Source organism: Cellvibrio zantedeschiae (genome assembly GCF_014652535.1).
Classification (GTDB): Bacteria; Pseudomonadota; Gammaproteobacteria; order Pseudomonadales; family Cellvibrionaceae; genus Cellvibrio; species Cellvibrio zantedeschiae.
In genome coordinates, this window is record NZ_BMYZ01000001.1 from 698,640 (window position 1) to 715,999 (window position 17,360).

Sequence of the window (17,360 nt, forward strand, 5' to 3'; positions counted from 1 at the left end):
ATCTTATAGGCTTAATCGAAGCCGCTTGTACGCTAACCTGTAACAATCAGTAGTGCTGTCAGGTCATTGAGCGTTAGAATAGCCGCCCTTTGTCATGCTGTACATTCGAGTTTTTGGTTAGAGGCCCATATGCATTTCCCCACGATTGAAGCTTTTGTTGGCAATACGCCGCTCGTGCGCTTGCAGCGTTTACCCGGCGAGACCAGCAATACTATTCTGGTGAAATTGGAAGGCAATAATCCGGCAGGCTCGGTTAAGGATCGCCCGGCTATGTCCATGATCCAGCAGGCTGAAAACCGTGGTGATATTAAGCCCGGCGAGACTCTGATTGAAGCTACCAGCGGCAATACTGGCATAGCATTGGCGATGGCGGCGGCAATCAAGGGTTACAGGATGATCCTGATCATGCCAGACAACAGCACCGCTGAGCGCAAAGCGGCGATGACGGCCTATGGTGCAGAACTGATTTTGGTTACGAAAGAGCAGGGCATGGAAGGTGCTCGCGATTTAGCGTTGGCTATGCAAGCTGAAGGTAAGGGCAAGGTGCTCGATCAATTTGGCAATGGCGATAACCCCTTAGCGCATTACAAAACCACCGGGCCAGAAATTTGGCAACAAACTGGCGGACTGATCACTCATTTTGTAAGTTCCATGGGTACCACCGGTACTATCATGGGTACTTCACGTTATTTAAAAGAACAAAATCCTGACATAAAAATAATAGGTTTGCAGCCAGACGAGGGCGCCAGTATTCCCGGTATTCGTCGCTGGCCGGAGGCCTATTTGCCCAAGATATACGACAAAAGTCGCGTAGACGATATTGTCGGAATGTCGCAACAAGAAGCTGAACACACCATGCGTGAACTCGCTCGTAAAGAGGGAATTTTCTGCGGCGTGTCGTCTGGCGGTGCGGTTGCGGCGGCATTGCGTTTGAGCCAGCAGGTAGAGAATGCAGTGATAGTGGCCATTATTTGCGATCGCGGCGATAGATATTTATCGTCGGGCTTATTCAATGAGTAAGTTTTGATCGCCAATTGACGTTAGTTGGATGTTAAAAATAATTAGGAGTGTTATATGTCGGTCAAAAGTTTTTTGTTGGTTTTTACGCTTGTATTGCTTCAAGCTTGCGGTGGCGGAGGGGGCGGCTCCAAAGAGCCTGTTGCTTCATCCTCTGCGCCAGCGGTTTCATCAAGTTCATCCAGTTCGCTCGCGAGTTCCAGCTCGTCCAGTAAAAGTTCAAGCAGCATGCCTGCGGATTATCCGGTGGGCACAGCAGACGCTCTTCCCGTTTTAAATCTTAAAACTGACAACGCAGCCCCGATAGTCTCTAAAGAAACCTATGTAAAAGGCAGCTTTTCCCTGGCGGATGTTGGCGGTGCCAGCGTTGACGGCACTTTGGAAGTACGTGGGCGCGGCAACTCGACCTGGGGCTGGGTGAAAAAACCATACCGTTTGAAGTTGACCAACTCAACCTCCTTGCTCGGCATGCCTAAAGGAAAAAACTGGGTATTGCTGGCTAACTACGCCGATAAAACGCTGTTGCGCAACGATGTAGTCTTTATGTTTGGTCGTGCCTTGGGCATGGAATATACGCCCAGGGCGCAATATGTTGAATTGAATTTAAACGGCGCTTATCAAGGTGTCTATCAATTGACCGAACATATCCGCGTGGATAAAGACCGCGTGAATATTGATGAAATGAAAGTTACCGATACAGATGCGGAGAAGATCACCGGTGGTTATTTGATGGAGGTGGATTTCCGCCACGCTAAAAACTATTGCATAGGCGTCACCTGGGAAACATTTTGTGTCAACAATGTTAATACCTCGCGCGATGTTGATTATTGCATCGATTCAAAACACGGCATGCAGCCTGCGTGTTTGGCAAGCCCGGAAACCTTGCACGACCCAGCTTGGGCTGCTCAGCGCCAGTATATTGATAAATATTATGCCGATATGGAAGCAGCCCTTTTTAGCGATAACTTTACTGATCCAACGACAGGTTATGCTGCCTATTTGGATGTAGATTCGGTTATCAGCTATTACATTGCGAACGAGCTGTTCAAAAATGTGGATGGTGCTGAATCGAGTTTTTATATCTACAAAAAACGTGGTGGCAAATTCTTTTTTGGTCCCCTGTGGGATTTTGACTTAGCCTCTGGCAACGCGGGTTATAATGATGCCGACAAATCTTACGGTTGGTACATCCGTGCTTATCCCTGGTTCGCTCAATTGTTCAAAGATCCCGCTTTCCAGGCCAAAGTAAAAACGCGCTGGAATACCCTTAAAGCAGAAGGCAAGCTGGAATACATTTCCCAGTACGCTGAGGCGCGCGCTATCTGGTTGGATAAGCAACAGAAAAAGAACTACCAGTTGTGGTCTATCACCGATTTTGCGCCCTGGATTTTGCATGGCGGCCACGGTGGAACGGGTAGCTACGAAGCGGAAGTGAAAGAAATGGTTCGCTGGCAGAAAGAGCGTATCGATTGGTTGGATAAGGAAATCAATAAATAAGCCGCGCTAGCAAGCAATAAATACCCCTCGTCAGCACGACACAAATCGTATGGACGAGGGGTTCGTTTTCTCAAAGAGTTATTACATGTCCAATCCCAAAGGCCCTAAAAAGCCGCCATCTAACAAACTGGGGCAAAAGCCTCGCTCGGCAAAAACGACTGACAAAAAGGCGGCCGAGAAAACTTTCGCGTTTGAATTGGAAAACAGCCCGCGCCTGAATAAACCGCGCGTGGAGAAAAAAGCCCAGCCCATGGACGACATGCGTTTGGGTGAGTTTGTGATTGACCGTATGAGTCACGATGGTCGCGGCATTACGCAATGGAATGGCAAAACCCTGTTTGTAGATGGCGCTTTGACTGGCGAGCGTATCAGTGCGCGTTTGGTGCGCGACCACGCCCGCTATGCAGAAGCACGCCTGGACAAATTACTGGACGCAGCACCAGAACGTGTTGAGGCTGTTTGCGCACACTACGCCGAGTGCGGTGGTTGCCAACTCCAGCATTTCCATATCGAACATCAGGTTAGTTTCAAACAGGCTGCTGTGTTGCAGCAACTGGAGCTGTGGGGCGGTGTTAAACCCAAGCAACTATTGCCAACAATCCGCTCAGAGACTAGTGGCTATCGTCGTTGCGCGCGCTTGGGAATTGATTACACCCAGGGTGAAGTCACGCTCGGCTTTCGTAAACGCAATAGCAAACAGCTCGTGCAGGTGGATTTATGTGGTGTGTTGGCCCCCGAGTTAAATCGCCTCTTGGCACCGCTCAAAATCTGGCTTACCGAGCTGCGAGCTGCGGAGGCAGTAACCCATCTTGAGTTGATTCAAGCCGAGCAAAAAACTGCAGTGGTTTTGCGTCACGTTCAGCCTTTGCATGAGGTGGATCTCCAACATTTAACCACGCTATCAAACCAGCTGAATTTCAGCGCATGGTTGCAAGGTGGCGAAGCGCACCAGCTGCAAGATGTAAATGGGCAAGATGTTGATCCACGCTTGACCTACTCATTGGCAAATTACGCTCTCGAACTGGATTTTCACCCGCAAGATTTCATTCAGGTAAACCCTGATGTGAACGCCCAAATGGTGGCGCAAGCTTTGCAGTTACTCGCATTAAAAGGCGACGAGCGAGTGCTGGATTTGTTCTGCGGTATAGGAAACTTCACTTTGCCTTTGGCGCGTAAGTGCGCAGAAGTAATCGGCATTGAAGCAGTGGATTCCATGGTGCAGCGCGGACGCGAGAATGCATCCAAAATGGGCATTACCAACGTCCAATTTATGGCTGCGAACCTCTTGACCATGACGGAGCATCGCCTTAACCAAACCTGTGGAAAAATCGATGCAGTATTACTTGATCCACCGCGCGATGGCGCCAAAGAAATCATCGACAAACTACCGCAACTTTCGCCCAAGCGGATTGTCTACGTGAGTTGCAATCCGGCAACCCTCGCGCGTGATGCAAAAGTGCTTGTCGCCGCTGGTTATCAACTAGACTCGGTGGGGGTGCTGGACATGTTCCCGCACACTGCCCATGTTGAATCTATGGCGTTGTTTGTTAAGCGCTAATTGAAGGTGTTATGGATTTCCGGATTAGTGTTTGTCGCCATCCTGTGCAGGCCGCTAACAATAAGAATGTGGAGCGTGTAAATGGTTAAAGTTCGTCAGGATCACCCAATGGCGGCTGATGGTCAGGTGGATATCCAGGCGTGGATTGACCGCCTCAATAGCCATCATGCCCAGTCGGAAACCACACGTGCCGAGTTAGTCCGCGCTGCGCAGGTGAGCCTGTCTGTAGTCAACATCCACACCGAAGACGACCACAACTGGGGTGAAGACTTTAGCTGCTTCCGCATTGGTCTGGAAATGGCCGAAATTCTGGCAGACTTGCAACTCGACCAGGACGCTTTGGTCGCTGCCATTCTCTATCGCGCTGTGCGCGAAAACAAAATTACCCTTAGCGAAATTCAAACCGGTTTTGGCGATACAGTTTCCAAACTGGTAAAAGGTGTGCTGCGCATGGCGGCCATCAGTTATCAGCGCAATGAAAACGAAGATCGCGTGCTCGGCAACCAGGCTGAAGTTCAAGCTGAAAAAATCCGCAAAATGCTCGTCGCCATGGTGGACGACGTGCGTGTTGCTCTCATCAAACTCGCTGAGCGTACTTGCGCAATCCGTGCGGTAAAAAGTGCGAGTGCCCAGCGTCGTCGCCAAGTTGCGCGCGAAGTTTCTGATATCTATGCACCGCTCGCACATCGCCTCGGCATTGGCCATATCAAGTGGGAATTGGAAGATCTTTCCTTCCGTTATTTAGAGCCGGACGAATACAAACAAATCGCCAAATTGCTGGATGAGCGCCGCTTAGCTCGTCAAGAATATATCGACAATATGCTCGCGCTTTTGCGTGGTGAATTGCAGGGCGCAAAAATTGATGGCGAAGTTTCTGGCCGCGCCAAACATATTTACAGTATCTGGCGCAAAATGAAGCGCAAAGATATTCCGTTCTCGCAGGTGTACGACATTCGCGCTGTGCGCATTCTGGTTCCATCAATACGTGATTGTTATGCAGTACTCGGAATCGTACACAGCTTGTGGCGAAATATTCCGCACGAGTTTGATGATTACATCGCTTCACCCAAAGAAAATGGTTATCGCTCACTCCACACTGCCGTGTGGGGGCCTGATAACAAAGTTTTGGAAGTACAAATTCGTACTTACGAAATGCACGAAGAATCTGAACTCGGCGTATGCGCGCACTGGCGCTACAAAGGTACAGATACCAACGAGGCACAAGACAGTTACGAGCAAAAAATTGCTTGGCTGCGTCAGGTTTTGGAGTGGCATGAAGAGTTGGGTGGCGACAGCGCGCAACTGCAAGATGACTTGCGCGCAGTAGATCAAGATCGTTTATATGTATTTACACCTGACGGGCACGTAGTGGATTTGCCGCGCACGGCAACGCCGCTGGATTTTGCCTATCGCATTCACACTGATGTCGGTCACCACTGCCGTGGTGCAAAAGTTAACAACCGAATTGTGCCGCTCAACTATCAATTAAATAATGCGGATCAAGTTGAAATCCTCACCGGCAAACGCGAAGCACCGAGCCGTGATTGGTTGAATCCCGCGTTAGGTTATGTGAACACTGCGCGTGCGCGTGCAAAAATTCAGCACTGGTTTAAACAGCAAGCGCGCGACCAAAATATTGCGGAAGGTCAAGCGCTGCTTGATCGCGAATTTAAACGCTTGGCGCTTTTGGATCTGGATTTTGAAAGCCTTGCGAAAAAATTAAAATTCAATTCGCTGGATGATTTGTATTGTGCAGTTGGCGCAAGTGATATCGGCGTTGGCCAGGTATTAAACGCTGCGCAAAAACAATTGGACGAAGCTGATCCGCAACAGCCATTAATTCCTTTTAAAGCTAAATCGCCCAGCAAGAAAAAAGATTCAGATTTTTATATTGAAGGTGTGGGTAATTTATTGACGCAAATCGCCAACTGCTGCAACCCGGTTCCGGGCGATGCAATCACTGGCTACATTACTTTAGGTAAAGGCGTTTCAATTCATCGTCAGGATTGTACAAATATTTTGCAGTTACAAACTGACGAGCCACAGCGCATTATTAAAGTGGAGTGGGGCAACACGCCGCAAAGTGCCTATTCAGTAGATATTATTATTGAAGCTTATGACCGCTACGGTTTGCTGCGTGATATTACAACGCTGCTGGATAACGAGCGCATTAATATCAGCGCTTTGCAAACCCTGTCAGATAAACGTAAAAATACGGTAGACATGCAAGTGACTGCAGAAATTCGCAGCTTTGACGAGCTGAGTAAGATTCTGACCAAATTGAATCAGCTGCCAAACATCGCGTCAGCGCGCCGTAAACATTAATTGTATTAAATAGGGAGTCGTCATCCTCGCGCAGCGGGGATCCAGCTGTTGTCTTTAGTTTTAAAGCTGGACCCCCGCTGCGCGAGCATGACGGCTCTCTGCTAAAAATCTGATATTTACTAATTCGTATATTTTTATTCTTAGAGATTTATTTGCATGTCATCTTTCCGCGTTATCGATAAAAAAACTCGCCTTAAGTTGGGCATTGTTGTTGTCATTATTATTCACATAGGAATGTTTTATGGTTTCTGGCGAGTACATGCCAAGCAAATTGGGAATAAAGTCTATGAAATGGATATCTATGCCGCAAAAGCAGCAGAAGGTTTGGCTTTTTATGAAGCTACAGCATCAGAAGAATGCGTGAAAGTTCTAAACGAACAAGCGCCAAAACCGGGAATGCCCGTATATGTTGAACCGCTTGCAGGTGCTAAAAAAGTTGAAGCCAACAAAGCGAAACCTAAAGAGGTCAAACTGGATCCATCTTTGTTTTATGCATCATCCCCACGCTGTACTGCCAGTATTGCTATACCTGCGGGCGCAGAGAGGTTGGGTGCAGAAGGTTTTGTCGGGTTGGAATTAAATATTGATAAGGCTGGTTTGGTTAAATACGGTGAAATCAGTCGCTCAAGTGGTTTTGCAGACCTGGATGAGGCAGCACTCAAACAAGTGAAAGAAAATTTAACCTTCAAGCCCTGTCAAAAAGGTGATGCGATTGTTGGTTGCAAGCAAATTATAAAATACAGATGGAAGACGCTGTAAGAAAATATTCTGCATAAATAAAAGGGCGACTCAATGTCGCCCTTTTTTCTTTTCAGTAATTCTACATTACATGCGTTCCATTACTTCAATGCCCAACAAATCCAAACCTTGCTCAATAGTGCGTGCAACCAAGTGACACAAACGCAAACGGCTATCGCGTACGTCTGGTTCAATACCTTCCTTCAATATTGGGCAGGCTTCGTAGAAGGTCATATACAGGCTAGCAATTTCGTAAAGGTAAGTACACAGCAAATGTGGTAAAGCTTCGCGTGAGACTTGATCAAGTACTTCGCTAAATTGCAGCAGCTTGATCGCTAAAGTTTTTTCTTGCTCGGTGCCAATCACAATTTTATTTTGCAATGATTCTGGTTGTACACCGGCTTTGCGGAAAATACTCTGCACACGAGTAAAGGCATATTGCATATAAGGCGCAGTGTTGCCTTCAAAGCTCAGCATGCTGTCCCAGCTAAAAATATAATCGTTAGTGCGGGTTTTGCTAAGGTCAGAATATTTCACTGAGCCGATACCCACTTTGCGCGCAATTTCTGTAATTTCACTTTCGCTTAAATCGGTGCTGCGTTCGCGCACCAAATTTCCGGCACGCTCTACAGCTTCGGTTAAAAGTTCCGCGAGTTTTACCGTGCCGCCCGTGCGCGTTTTAAAAGGTTTTCCGTCGTTGCCCATCATGGTGCCAAAAGCTAAATGCTCAAGGCTTACGCTGTCATCTGCAAATTTTGCTTTGCGTGCAATAGTGAAAACTTGTTGCATGTGCAGCGATTGACGCGCATCGATAAAATACATAATGCGATTGGCGTGCAAGGTTTTTACGCGATAACGTAAAGCTGCAATGTCAGAGGTGGCATACAGAAAACCGCCGCCTTGTTTTTGAATAATTACGGGCGATGGGTTGCCATCTTTATCGGCCAGCTCTTGCAAGAACACAACTTGCGCACCTTCACTTTCGCTTGCTAAACCTTGATCTTGTAATTCTTTTACAACGGGCGCGAGATCGTTGTTGTAAAAGCTTTCGCCACGTACATGCTCATCGTTGAGCGTTACATTGAGCTGCTGATAAATTTCGGTGCTATGGTGCAATGAAATATCTTTGAATTGCTGCCACAACTTTAGCATGTTTGCATCACCCGATTGCAAACGTACTACATAGTCACGTGCTTTATTGGCAAAGTTTTCATCGTCATCAAAATGTTTTTTAGCTTGTTGATAAAACACTTCCAAATCTTTGAGTGCCATTTCGCCATCTTGGTTTGCACCTAGTTGCTCCTCAAGTTCAGCAATCAGCATCCCAAACTGTGTCCCCCAATCGCCCACATGGTTTTGGCGAATAACTTTATGCCCCTGGAATTCCAATAAGCGTGCAAGCGCATCGCCAATAATGGTGGAACGCAAATGACCTACGTGCATTTCTTTAGCGAGGTTAGGGCCGGAATAATCAATTACTACAGTTTGCGGGTTGCTGACGTTGGCGATATTTAAACGGGCGTCTGTTTGTGCGCTGGCAATTTGTTGGCCGAGCCATGTTGGGTTTAAATCAATATTGATAAAACCGGGGCCCGCGATTTCGAGTTTATCTGCAATACCTTCAAGTTCAGGTTGTAATGCTGCGACAATCCTGCCGGCCAGTTCGCGTGGATTGGTACCCATCACCTTGGCTGCGCCCATTGCGCAGTTGGCTTGGTAATCGCCAAAACCGGCTTTTTTACCGGGAGCAATCAGGGCCGGAAGGTCAGCCGGAATGCCGCAGGCGGCCATGGCAGAGAGGACTTTGTCGTTAAGCAGTTCGCGAATATTCATGGTGATAATCTAAGGTTCTAGCTAATAAGTGAGGGTGCGAATTGTACCCTATACTGGTACTTAGCCATAACTACCAAAGGATGTTGTCATGAGTACGATTACCAGTGCTAACCCCCAGATTCTGGTTACGCAAGATGAACGGATTCTGCGTATTCAGCTAAATCGCCCCGAGCGCAAGAACGCGCTATCGCTCGCCATGTACGCGACTCTCGCGGATATCATTCACGCAGCCAATAACGACCGCAGCGTACGGGTTGTGGTCTTAAGTGGCGTTAACGAATGTTTTACCAGTGGCAACGATTTGCTGGATTTTATGAATGAGCCGGAAATTCACGATAGCCATCCGGTCGTGCGTTTTATGGTTGCGTTGCAAAACTGCCTTAAGCCGGTAGTTGCGGTGGTGCAAGGGCATGCGGTAGGAATTGGCACGACTTTGCTGTTGCATTGCGATTTGGTTTACGCCGCGCAAGATGCCCGTTTGCAACTTCCATTCGTCAATTTAGGTCTGTGCCCTGAGTACGCCAGTAGCTATTTAGTTCCGCGTTTGGTTGGGCAACAAAAAGCGGCGGAATTATTGCTTTTAGGTGAATCTTTTACCGGTAGTGATGCGGAAAAAATGGGTTTTGTAAACGCAGCGGTTCCAGCAAATGAATTAATTGCATTTGCAGAATCCAAAATTCAGCGCTTAGCCAACCAACCTCCTGCCGCTGTGCGCCGCGCAAAATCTTTGTTAAAGAAAACCCAACATCAAGGTGTAGAAACTGCATTGGCAGCAGAGTTTATTGGTTTTGCTGAAGGTTTAAATTCGGATGAATGCAAAGAATCAGTAACGGCATTTTTTGAAAAACGTGCGCCGGACTTTTCTAGATTTGAATAGTCAACTGAGATTTGAATAAATCCCTCCCAGCCTCCCTTTGCTAAAGGGAGGGGATTAGTTCCCCTCTTTGAAAAAGAGGGGTTAGGGGAGATTTAAGCTCTCACAAATATTATCAAGGTAATCATTATGAATTCTCCCTTTAACTTCCAAAACAAAAACGTTCTAGTTGTCGGTGGCACTAGCGGAATTAATCGCGGCATTGCAGAAAATTTTGCAAAAGCCGGTGCGCGTGTTGCGGTAGTAAGTCGTTCACAAGATAAAGTGGACGACACAATTGCATCGCTTAAACAACATGGTGCAGCAGATGCAAAAGGTTTTGCTGCTGACGTGCGTGAAGCCGAAGCAATCAAAAACGGTGTTAAAGAATTACACGCAACTTGGGGGAATTTTGATGTAGTCGTCTCTGGAGCTGCAGGTAATTTCCCCGCGCTGGCGACTGGAATGTCTGCAAATGGATTTAAATCGGTGGTGGAAATTGATTTGCTTGGAACCTTTCATGTGATGCAAGCGGTTTATCCATTTCTCACCAAGCCGGGTGCATCCATTATTAATATTTCCGCTCCGCAGGCTTTTGTTCCTATGGTGGGTCAATCACATGTCTGTGCCGCAAAAGCTGGTGTGGATATGATTACGAAAAGTTTGTGTTTGGAGTGGGGCGGCGAGGGTGTGCGAATTAATTCCATTATTCCTGGCCCGATTGATAATACCGAAGGGATGAAGCGCTTGGCTCCTACCGAAGGAATTCGTAAAGCGGTAATAAAATCCGTCCCTCTTCAACGCATGGGTTCAACAGACGATATCGCCAATGCCTGTTTATTTTTAGCATCTGATTATGCGGCTTATATTAGCGGTGCAATTATCCCTGTCGATGGCGGTTGGGCACAGGGTGGAGCTGCATTGGTGGGGGCAAGTTTGGCGGAGATGTTAAAGGGGAGGTAAAAATAGGCGAAGGTTCCTTGTGTGTTGGGCGACCAGATCTATGTCTACCCAACCCACGTGTAAACCAAATCAGCTTCATCATCTACGACGAGCTGGCGCTCTCTCCTTGAGCTACCACATCATCCTTAACGCAGCTGTCTGGCGATCCATGCAGAAATCAAAACGTTGATTGCGCTTTCATTAGAGCAATATGCAAGCCAATAAAAATTATCCCAATAAAATCAAAAGACTTGATACATATTGTTAGATTAAGGCAATCCCTGCTGTTAAGGATCCCGACATTCTTGGCTCCGAAAATAAACCCTGAGTGTTGCTGACTAGAAACATGTCATTTGTCACAAGCTGGCAAAAAGCCTTTGCACCGCATTGACAGACTATCTGGTCGGTTGTTATCTTCCTTGCCGACCAACTAGTCGGTTTGTCGTCTATCTCTGCATTTCGCTAACGCTTATCTGCGCAGGGAATTAATTTGCCGCTCATTGCGGCTGCTTTTCAGGAGTAAGGAATCACATGCGTACTATCGCCTCTATTTTTATTGGCCTTTTGGTTGTCAGTACATTCAGCAGTTGCAGTAAGCCAGCGGAAAAATCAGAAGATATTCGTCCCGTACGGGCAATTCAGCTTGAAGCCGCGCAGCAACAAGTAAAGTCTGAATATTCCGGCAATGTGCAAGCCAGGGTTGAATCCAATTTAAGTTTTCGTGTTAGCGGAAAAATCCAAAAGCGTAAGGTGGATGTGGGAACTCTAGTTAAGCCGGGCCAGGTTTTGATGCAACTGGATCCCCAGGATCTACGCTTGGTGCAGGCTCAGGCCGAGGCAAACTTTAAAGCGGCAAAAAGCAATTTCGAGTTGGCGGAGTTTGAAGTAAAGCGTTATCAGGAGTTGCGCAAGACTAATGCGATAAGCCAGAGCGCAATGGACGCTAAAAACACCGCATTCGAATCTGCGAAGGCAAATTTTGAGCAAGCGCAAGCCGCTTACAAAACCCAATCTAACCAGGCAGCTTACGCATCTTTAACCTCGGATGTTGAAGGCGTTGTCACCGCAATTAATGCTGAAGTTGGCCAGGTTGTCGCGGCTGGTTCACCAGTAGTACAAGTTGCAAAAGCAGGAGAGTTGGAAGTTGTTGTAGGCGTGCCAGAAAACAACGTGGAGGTTATTAAGCGCGCAAATCAAATTGAAATCCGTTTGTGGGCAAATCCAAAAGAAATTATTAACGGAAAAATTCGTGAACTCTCACCCGTGGCTGATGCAGCAACACGCACATTCATCGCAAAGGTTTCAATTCTAAATCCCACTCCCAAGCAAGCCGCCCTGGTCAAATTAGGTATGACTGCTGCTGTGCAATTTGTAGTGAATACCCCGGGTGCATTTGTGAAAGTGCCGCTCACTGCGCTCTATCAAGAGAGGGGCACGACTTCTGTCTGGATTGTCGAGAAAAATATTGTGAAGTTGGTTCCAGTGCAAGTTGGCGGTGTAAGTGGCAATGATGTGCTCTTAACGGGTGGTGTTGTTTCTGGACAAACCGTAGTAACTGCGGGCGTACACGTATTAAATCCCGGTCAACGTGTTTCGATTCTGCCCCAAGAAACAAAACCGATTGCAGCCGAACCCTATTTAACAGCACAAACATTATTAAACTCCCAAGCAAGTGCAGCAACACCTACAAAAAAATCTAGCGAGCAAGGAGCTGCTAAATGAAAGGCTCGCACATTAATTTATCTCGCTGGGCGCTCGAACACATTCCATTAATTCGTTATTTAATTGCCGCTTTGCTCATAGGCGGCATTATGAGTTTTAAAAATTTGGGGCAGGATGAAGACCCGCCTTTTACCTTTCGTGCCATGGTTGTAACGGCAAAATGGCCGGGCGCAAGCTCATTGCAAATGGCTGATCAAGTTACCGATAAGCTTGAAAAAACTCTGCAAGAAACTCCTTACATAGATGTGATTCGCAGCTTCTCCAAGCCGGGCGAAACAACCATTATTCTGCAATTGGCTGAATCAACTCCACCAAAAGAAACGAGCGCGTCCTGGTATCAGGTGCGCAAAAAAATTGGCGATATGAAATACAGTTTGCCACAAGGCGTGCTGGGCCCATTTTTTAACGACGAGTTTGGTGATACCTACGGTTCTATATTTTCGCTCTCCGGCGATGGTTTTACCTACGCGGAATTAAAAGATTATGCCGATCTGGTTCGCCAGCAAATGCTGCGCGTGCCCTTGGTTGCAAAAGTAGAATTGCTTGGCGTTCAGGATGAAAAAATCAATATAGTTTTCTCTCACAAAAAGTTTGCGCAGCTTGGAATATCGCTTGAAGAAATAATTAATCAAATCAACACCCAAAATGTTGTTGAGTCCACAGGAGTGTTAACGACTGATACTGATAACGTACAGGTAAGGGTAACTGGCGCGTTTAGATCACCCAAAGATTTGGAAAATTTAACCTTACGCGCGCAAAACACCAATTTTCGTTTAGGTGATTTTGCGGAAATAAAACGTGAATATACAGATCCACCAAACAGCAAAATGCGTTTCAATGGTAAAGAAGTTATTGGTTTAGCAATTTCCATGCAGAAGGGCGGCAACATTATTGATCTCGGTAAAAATCTGGAGATCACTGCGGCAGACATTAAACGCAAATTACCTGTTGGCGTTGAGCTGGATCGGGTTACCAATCAACCGAAAGCAGTTTCAACATCGGTAAATGAATTCTTAAAAACCTTGGCAGAAGCGCTGATTATTGTACTTGGCGTAAGCTTTGTTGCTTTAGGTTTTCATAAAGACGAAAAAGGGATGCGTATAGATTTTCACCCGGGTTTAGTGGTGGGTTTAACTATTCCTTTGGTGTTGGCTATTACCTTTTTGTTTATGCGAGTATTTAGTATTGACCTGCACAAAATTTCGCTTGGCGCTTTGATTATTGCCTTGGGGCTTTTGGTGGATGACGCAATCATCGCCGTTGAAATGATGGTGCGTAAAATGGAAGAAGGCTATTCGCGTTTTGATGCAGCTACGTTTGCTTATTCATCCACCGCTATGCCCATGTTGACGGGAACTTTAATTACTGCGGCAGGTTTCCTGCCAATAGGTTTAGCAAAATCGGCAGCAGGCGAATATACATTTTCAATGTTTTCGGTTAATTGCCTGGCATTATTAATTTCGTGGTTTGTAGCAGTTTTATTTACACCTTACATAGGCTATTTGCTGTTGAAGGTTAAACCTCATGAAGCGAACGAAGCTCCCCATGAATTATTTGATTCGCCTTTCTACACAAAATTTCGCTCCTTAGTGAATTGGTGTGTGGAGTTCCGTAAAACTACTATTGCCATTACGCTCGGCATTTTTATGTTGGGAATATTTGGCTTTAAGTTTATTGAGCAACAATTTTTCCCTGATTCAATTCGCCCGGAATTGATGGTGGAGATGTGGTTGCCGGAAGGCTCATCTTATGCCGCAACCGAAGCTCAAGTTAAAAAGTTCGAAACATTTATAAATGCGCAACAAGGTGTTGAAAGCGTAACCAGTTACGTAGGTACAGGTAGCCCTCGCTTTTATTTGCCGCTTGATCAAATTTTTCCGCAGTCAAACGTTGCGCAAGTTGTGGTTTTACCTAAAGACCTTGAGGCGCGGACTGAGTTACGTGAAAAGATTATTCACGAATTTAAAGTGAATTTTCCGGAAGTGCGCGGCCGGGTAAAATTTTTGCCAACAGGCCCGCCGGTTCCTTACCCGGTGCAATTTCGTGTTAGCGGAACAGATGTGGGCAAGGTGCGTGAAATTGCCGATCAAGTAAAAGATATTATGCGCGCTAATCCTAACGCCTTGGGCGTAAACGATAACTGGAATGAATCAGTTAAGGTTCTGCGTTTGGATTTGGATCAGGATAAATTGCGCTCGCTCGGTATGACATCAGAAACTGTCATGCGCGCTGCCAATACTATTTTAAGCGGTACGACGGTTGGCCAGTACCGCGAAAAAAATCGTTTGGTGGATATTGTTGTACGCCAGCCTTTGGATGAGCGTTCAACCATTGAAAAACTAAACGATACATATTTGCCAACGGGTAGTGGCAAGTCCATTCCTTTATCGCAAATAGCGCGTGCTCAATTTGTGTGGGAGCCGGGAATTATCTGGCGTGAAAACCGCGAGTGGGCGATTACGGTTCAGTGTGATGTTGTGGATGGTATTCAAGGCCCAACAGTGTCGAGCCAAATAGAACCGAAACTTGCTGAATTAAAAGCTTCACTGCCAATTGGCTACGCCATTCGTTTAGCAGGCGCTGCGGAGGATAGTAGTAAGGCGCAAGATTCTATTGCAGCCAATGTGCCGCTGGTAATTTTTATTATTTTTACGTTGCTTATGTTGCAACTGCAAAGTTTCTCGCGCTCGCTGCTGGTGTTTTTAACAGGGCCATTAGGTGTTGCGGGTGTTGCTATGGCGTTGTTAATTTTGCATCGCCCTATGGGGTTTGTGGCACAGCTAGGTGTAATTGCATTGTTCGGTATGATCATCCGCAACTCGGTTATTTTGATTGATCAAATTGAAACCGATATTGCGAGTGGCACAGCACCTTGGGATGCAATTGTTGAAGCGGCTGTGCGTCGTTTTCGCCCCATTATTTTAACGGCTGCTGCCGCGGTGCTTGCCATGATTCCACTGTCTGGTTCCGTTTTCTGGGGGCCAATGGCGGTAGCGATTATGGGTGGTTTAATTGTGGCTACAGGTTTAACGCTATTATTTTTACCCGCGCTTTATGCTTTGTGGTTTAAAATAGCACGTTAATTTTTTGAATTACTTGTCAGCTGTGTTGTGCAGCTGGCAAGTCAGCAAGAGTATTTTATGCATCCAGACCATTATCAATTTATGGGGCCAGAAACAACCCGCTCACGTATTTTGCAAGCAGCTCATGAAGAAATCTATGAGCACGGTTTTCAGGGGTTACGCATTGATGCAGTGTTAAAGCGCACCGGTTTGGCCAAGGGCGCGCTCTATCATTATTTCCCCACTAAATTTGCGTTGGGCTATGCAGTAGTCGATGAGGTCATCCTCGGGTATTTCCATTTTAATTGGGGAACCTTGCTTGATTCGTCTCATGACCCATTGCTGGCGATGAAAGGTTTTTTCAAGCGGAAGTGTGATGACATTGAATCTGGCGAATGCCCTAATGGATGTCCGCTTACCAATTTGGTGCAAGAAATGTCGGTGATTGATGAAGGATTTCATCAGCGCTTAAAAGCCGTCATGATGAATATTGTGGGTGTGGTATCCCTCGCGTTACAGCAAGGGCAAGCGGATGGCATTGTGCGTAAAGATATAGATCCGCAACGTATTTCTGCATTTTTATTAAGTAGCTACCAAGGTATAATGGGCACCGCAAAATGCATGCAGTCTATGGATTTGGCAAAGGATTTGTTTGGTTCTTTGTGCGATTATGTAGATACTTTGCGATGCAAATAAAAAAACGAGCGATAAAAAAGCTGGCGATGTAAATAAAAAACTGCGCGAGCTAAATATAAAATAAATACGATGCAAATCAGAATGGACGGATTAAGGAGGCTGCATTGTGGCGAAAATAAAAGCTGGCGACTTTATTGTTAAGCATAGGCTGGAAACGATTAGTGACTCCCATGTAGATGTTCCTGCAGCGCAACAAGTTACCCATATTCAATTCAGGCGCTTCTCCTCGTGCCCCATTTGCAACTTGCATATTGATACCTTTATAGAGCGCCACCTGGAATTAGTTGCAACCGGCATTCAGGAAGTTGTGGTTTTTCATTCCACACAAGAGGAAATGTTAAAGTACGGCAACGATGTTCCTTTTGCCATGATTGCAGACCCTGAAAAAAATTTATACAAATCCTTCGGTATCGAGTCTTCTATTTTTTCTGTCATTAATCCGGTAGTGTGGGCACCTGCCGTTACCGGCTTATTAAAGTTCAAGCAATTACCTTACGAAAAAGGCCAAAGCTTTTTTGGCCTGCCTGCGGATTTTCTAATCGCTAAAACCGGCGAAGTGGTTGCGGTTAAATATGGCAACCACGCCGATGACCATTGGGAGGTAGATGAAGTTATTCAACACGCCAGGCAACTAGCTATTGTGTAATACCGGTTTGCAAATAATTTCCGTTAAAACAGAATTCGCAATAAAACATTCTTCATGAGCTTTATGGTGCAACTGTTCCAGTTCTTCTTGTGTGGGAATCTTCTCACCTGAGAATGCTGTTACAGGGTTGAGTGTAACTTGCGCCAGGAACAATTTCCCATGTTCGTTTTTCGCCATGTGTCCTTTTGCATCGTCTTCGTAGGAATCCACACGAAAGCCGCGTTTGGCCGCAATGGCTAAAAACCATAACATATGGCAGTTGGATAAAGCCGCTATTAATAACTCCTCAGGATCTGCAGCACTTTCATCGGAGAGCGGTACAGGCACATTGCTTGGTGCAGACGACGCCGGTATTTCCAAACCACCATCAAACTGAATTTTGTGTTTACGACTGTAGCGGTTATCCAAAAAGTTTTGGTCGCCGCGTTCCCAAATGATTTTTGCAGTATGTTCGGTCATTGGTTGATCCTA

Annotated in this window: 13 protein-coding genes; 11 read left to right on the top strand and 2 right to left on the bottom strand. The window is 46.3% G+C overall.

Annotation, left to right across the window (positions count from 1 at the left end; all coding sequences use genetic code 11):
* Nucleotides 1-129 precede the first annotated feature (129 nt).
* The 5 genes from cysM to IE104_RS03115 all read left to right on the top strand — a co-directional run bounded on the left by cysM (nucleotide 130) and on the right by IE104_RS03115 (nucleotide 7,156).
* On the top strand, nucleotides 130-1,020 hold the full coding sequence (gene cysM / locus IE104_RS03095) for a cysteine synthase CysM (protein ID WP_189415980.1): 891 nt from the start codon (nucleotides 130-132) through the stop codon (nucleotides 1,018-1,020).
* Nucleotides 1,021-1,074: 54 nt separating this feature from the next.
* Complete coding sequence (locus tag IE104_RS03100) at nucleotides 1,075-2,514, top strand: CotH kinase family protein (RefSeq protein WP_189415983.1); 1,440 nt, start codon at nucleotides 1,075-1,077, stop codon at nucleotides 2,512-2,514.
* 85 nt (nucleotides 2,515-2,599) lie between these two features.
* On the top strand, nucleotides 2,600-4,072 hold the full coding sequence (rlmD, locus tag IE104_RS03105) for a 23S rRNA (uracil(1939)-C(5))-methyltransferase RlmD (protein WP_189415987.1): 1,473 nt from the start codon (nucleotides 2,600-2,602) through the stop codon (nucleotides 4,070-4,072).
* An 81-nt stretch (nucleotides 4,073-4,153) separates the two neighbouring features.
* Entirely contained in the window at nucleotides 4,154-6,397 is a 2,244-nt protein-coding gene (gene relA / locus IE104_RS03110) for a GTP diphosphokinase (RefSeq protein ID WP_189415988.1), read from the top strand.
* Nucleotides 6,398-6,553: 156 nt separating this feature from the next.
* On the top strand, nucleotides 6,554-7,156 hold the full coding sequence (locus IE104_RS03115) for an energy transducer TonB (protein WP_189415989.1): 603 nt from the start codon (nucleotides 6,554-6,556) through the stop codon (nucleotides 7,154-7,156).
* 66 nt (nucleotides 7,157-7,222) lie between these two features.
* Here the strand turns inward: IE104_RS03115 and argS are convergent, their stop codons facing one another.
* On the bottom strand, nucleotides 7,223-8,968 hold the full coding sequence (argS, locus tag IE104_RS03120; protein ID WP_189415991.1) for an arginine--tRNA ligase: 1,746 nt from the start codon (nucleotides 8,966-8,968) through the stop codon (nucleotides 7,223-7,225).
* A gap of 88 nt (nucleotides 8,969-9,056) precedes the next feature.
* Between argS and IE104_RS03125 the strand changes: the two genes are divergently transcribed.
* The 6 genes from IE104_RS03125 to IE104_RS03150 all read left to right on the top strand — a co-directional run bounded on the left by IE104_RS03125 (nucleotide 9,057) and on the right by IE104_RS03150 (nucleotide 16,889).
* Complete coding sequence (locus tag IE104_RS03125) at nucleotides 9,057-9,845, top strand: enoyl-CoA hydratase (protein ID WP_189415992.1); 789 nt, start codon at nucleotides 9,057-9,059, stop codon at nucleotides 9,843-9,845.
* Between the two features lie 126 nt (nucleotides 9,846-9,971).
* Nucleotides 9,972-10,784: an SDR family oxidoreductase gene (locus IE104_RS03130; protein WP_189415993.1), complete on the top strand. Its 813-nt coding sequence runs from the start codon at nucleotides 9,972-9,974 to the stop codon at nucleotides 10,782-10,784.
* 510 nt (nucleotides 10,785-11,294) lie between these two features.
* Entirely contained in the window at nucleotides 11,295-12,485 is a 1,191-nt protein-coding gene (locus IE104_RS03135) for an efflux RND transporter periplasmic adaptor subunit (RefSeq protein WP_189415995.1), read from the top strand.
* Nucleotides 12,482-15,568: an efflux RND transporter permease subunit gene (locus IE104_RS03140; protein ID WP_189415996.1), complete on the top strand. Its 3,087-nt coding sequence runs from the start codon at nucleotides 12,482-12,484 to the stop codon at nucleotides 15,566-15,568. Before IE104_RS03135 ends, IE104_RS03140 begins: the two co-directional genes overlap by 4 nt.
* A 57-nt stretch (nucleotides 15,569-15,625) precedes the next feature.
* The gene (locus IE104_RS03145; protein ID WP_229837591.1) at nucleotides 15,626-16,243 is read left to right on the top strand and encodes a TetR/AcrR family transcriptional regulator; all 618 of its coding nucleotides are present in this window, start codon (nucleotides 15,626-15,628) and stop codon (nucleotides 16,241-16,243) included.
* Nucleotides 16,244-16,349: 106 nt separating this feature from the next.
* A complete protein-coding gene (locus tag IE104_RS03150; protein ID WP_189415997.1) occupies nucleotides 16,350-16,889 on the top strand; it encodes an AhpC/TSA family protein in 540 nt (179 codons plus the stop codon).
* On the opposite strand, the gene IE104_RS03155 is transcribed toward IE104_RS03150, so the two are convergent.
* Entirely contained in the window at nucleotides 16,875-17,348 is a 474-nt protein-coding gene (locus IE104_RS03155) for an OsmC family protein (protein WP_189415999.1), read from the bottom strand. The genes IE104_RS03150 and IE104_RS03155 overlap by 15 nt on opposite strands.
* Nucleotides 17,349-17,360: the final 12 nt, after the last annotated feature.

Excerpts from the sequence above, each read along its gene's own strand:
- IE104_RS03145 (WP_229837591.1), top strand. The coding sequence starts at position 15,626 with ATGCATCCAGACCATTATCAATTTATGGGGCCAGAAACAACCCGCTCA.
- IE104_RS03140 (WP_189415996.1), top strand. The coding sequence starts at position 12,482 with ATGAAAGGCTCGCACATTAATTTATCTCGCTGGGCGCTCGAACACATT.
- argS (WP_189415991.1), bottom strand. The coding sequence starts at position 8,968 with ATGAATATTCGCGAACTGCTTAACGACAAAGTCCTCTCTGCCATGGCC.
- cysM (WP_189415980.1), top strand. The coding sequence starts at position 130 with ATGCATTTCCCCACGATTGAAGCTTTTGTTGGCAATACGCCGCTCGTG.
- IE104_RS03155 (WP_189415999.1), bottom strand. The coding sequence starts at position 17,348 with ATGACCGAACATACTGCAAAAATCATTTGGGAACGCGGCGACCAAAAC.
- IE104_RS03115 (WP_189415989.1), top strand. The coding sequence starts at position 6,554 with ATGTCATCTTTCCGCGTTATCGATAAAAAAACTCGCCTTAAGTTGGGC.
- IE104_RS03135 (WP_189415995.1), top strand. The coding sequence starts at position 11,295 with ATGCGTACTATCGCCTCTATTTTTATTGGCCTTTTGGTTGTCAGTACA.
- rlmD (WP_189415987.1), top strand. The coding sequence starts at position 2,600 with ATGTCCAATCCCAAAGGCCCTAAAAAGCCGCCATCTAACAAACTGGGG.
- IE104_RS03100 (WP_189415983.1), top strand. The coding sequence starts at position 1,075 with ATGTCGGTCAAAAGTTTTTTGTTGGTTTTTACGCTTGTATTGCTTCAA.
- IE104_RS03125 (WP_189415992.1), top strand. The coding sequence starts at position 9,057 with ATGAGTACGATTACCAGTGCTAACCCCCAGATTCTGGTTACGCAAGAT.
- IE104_RS03130 (WP_189415993.1), top strand. The coding sequence starts at position 9,972 with ATGAATTCTCCCTTTAACTTCCAAAACAAAAACGTTCTAGTTGTCGGT.
- relA (WP_189415988.1), top strand. The coding sequence starts at position 4,154 with ATGGTTAAAGTTCGTCAGGATCACCCAATGGCGGCTGATGGTCAGGTG.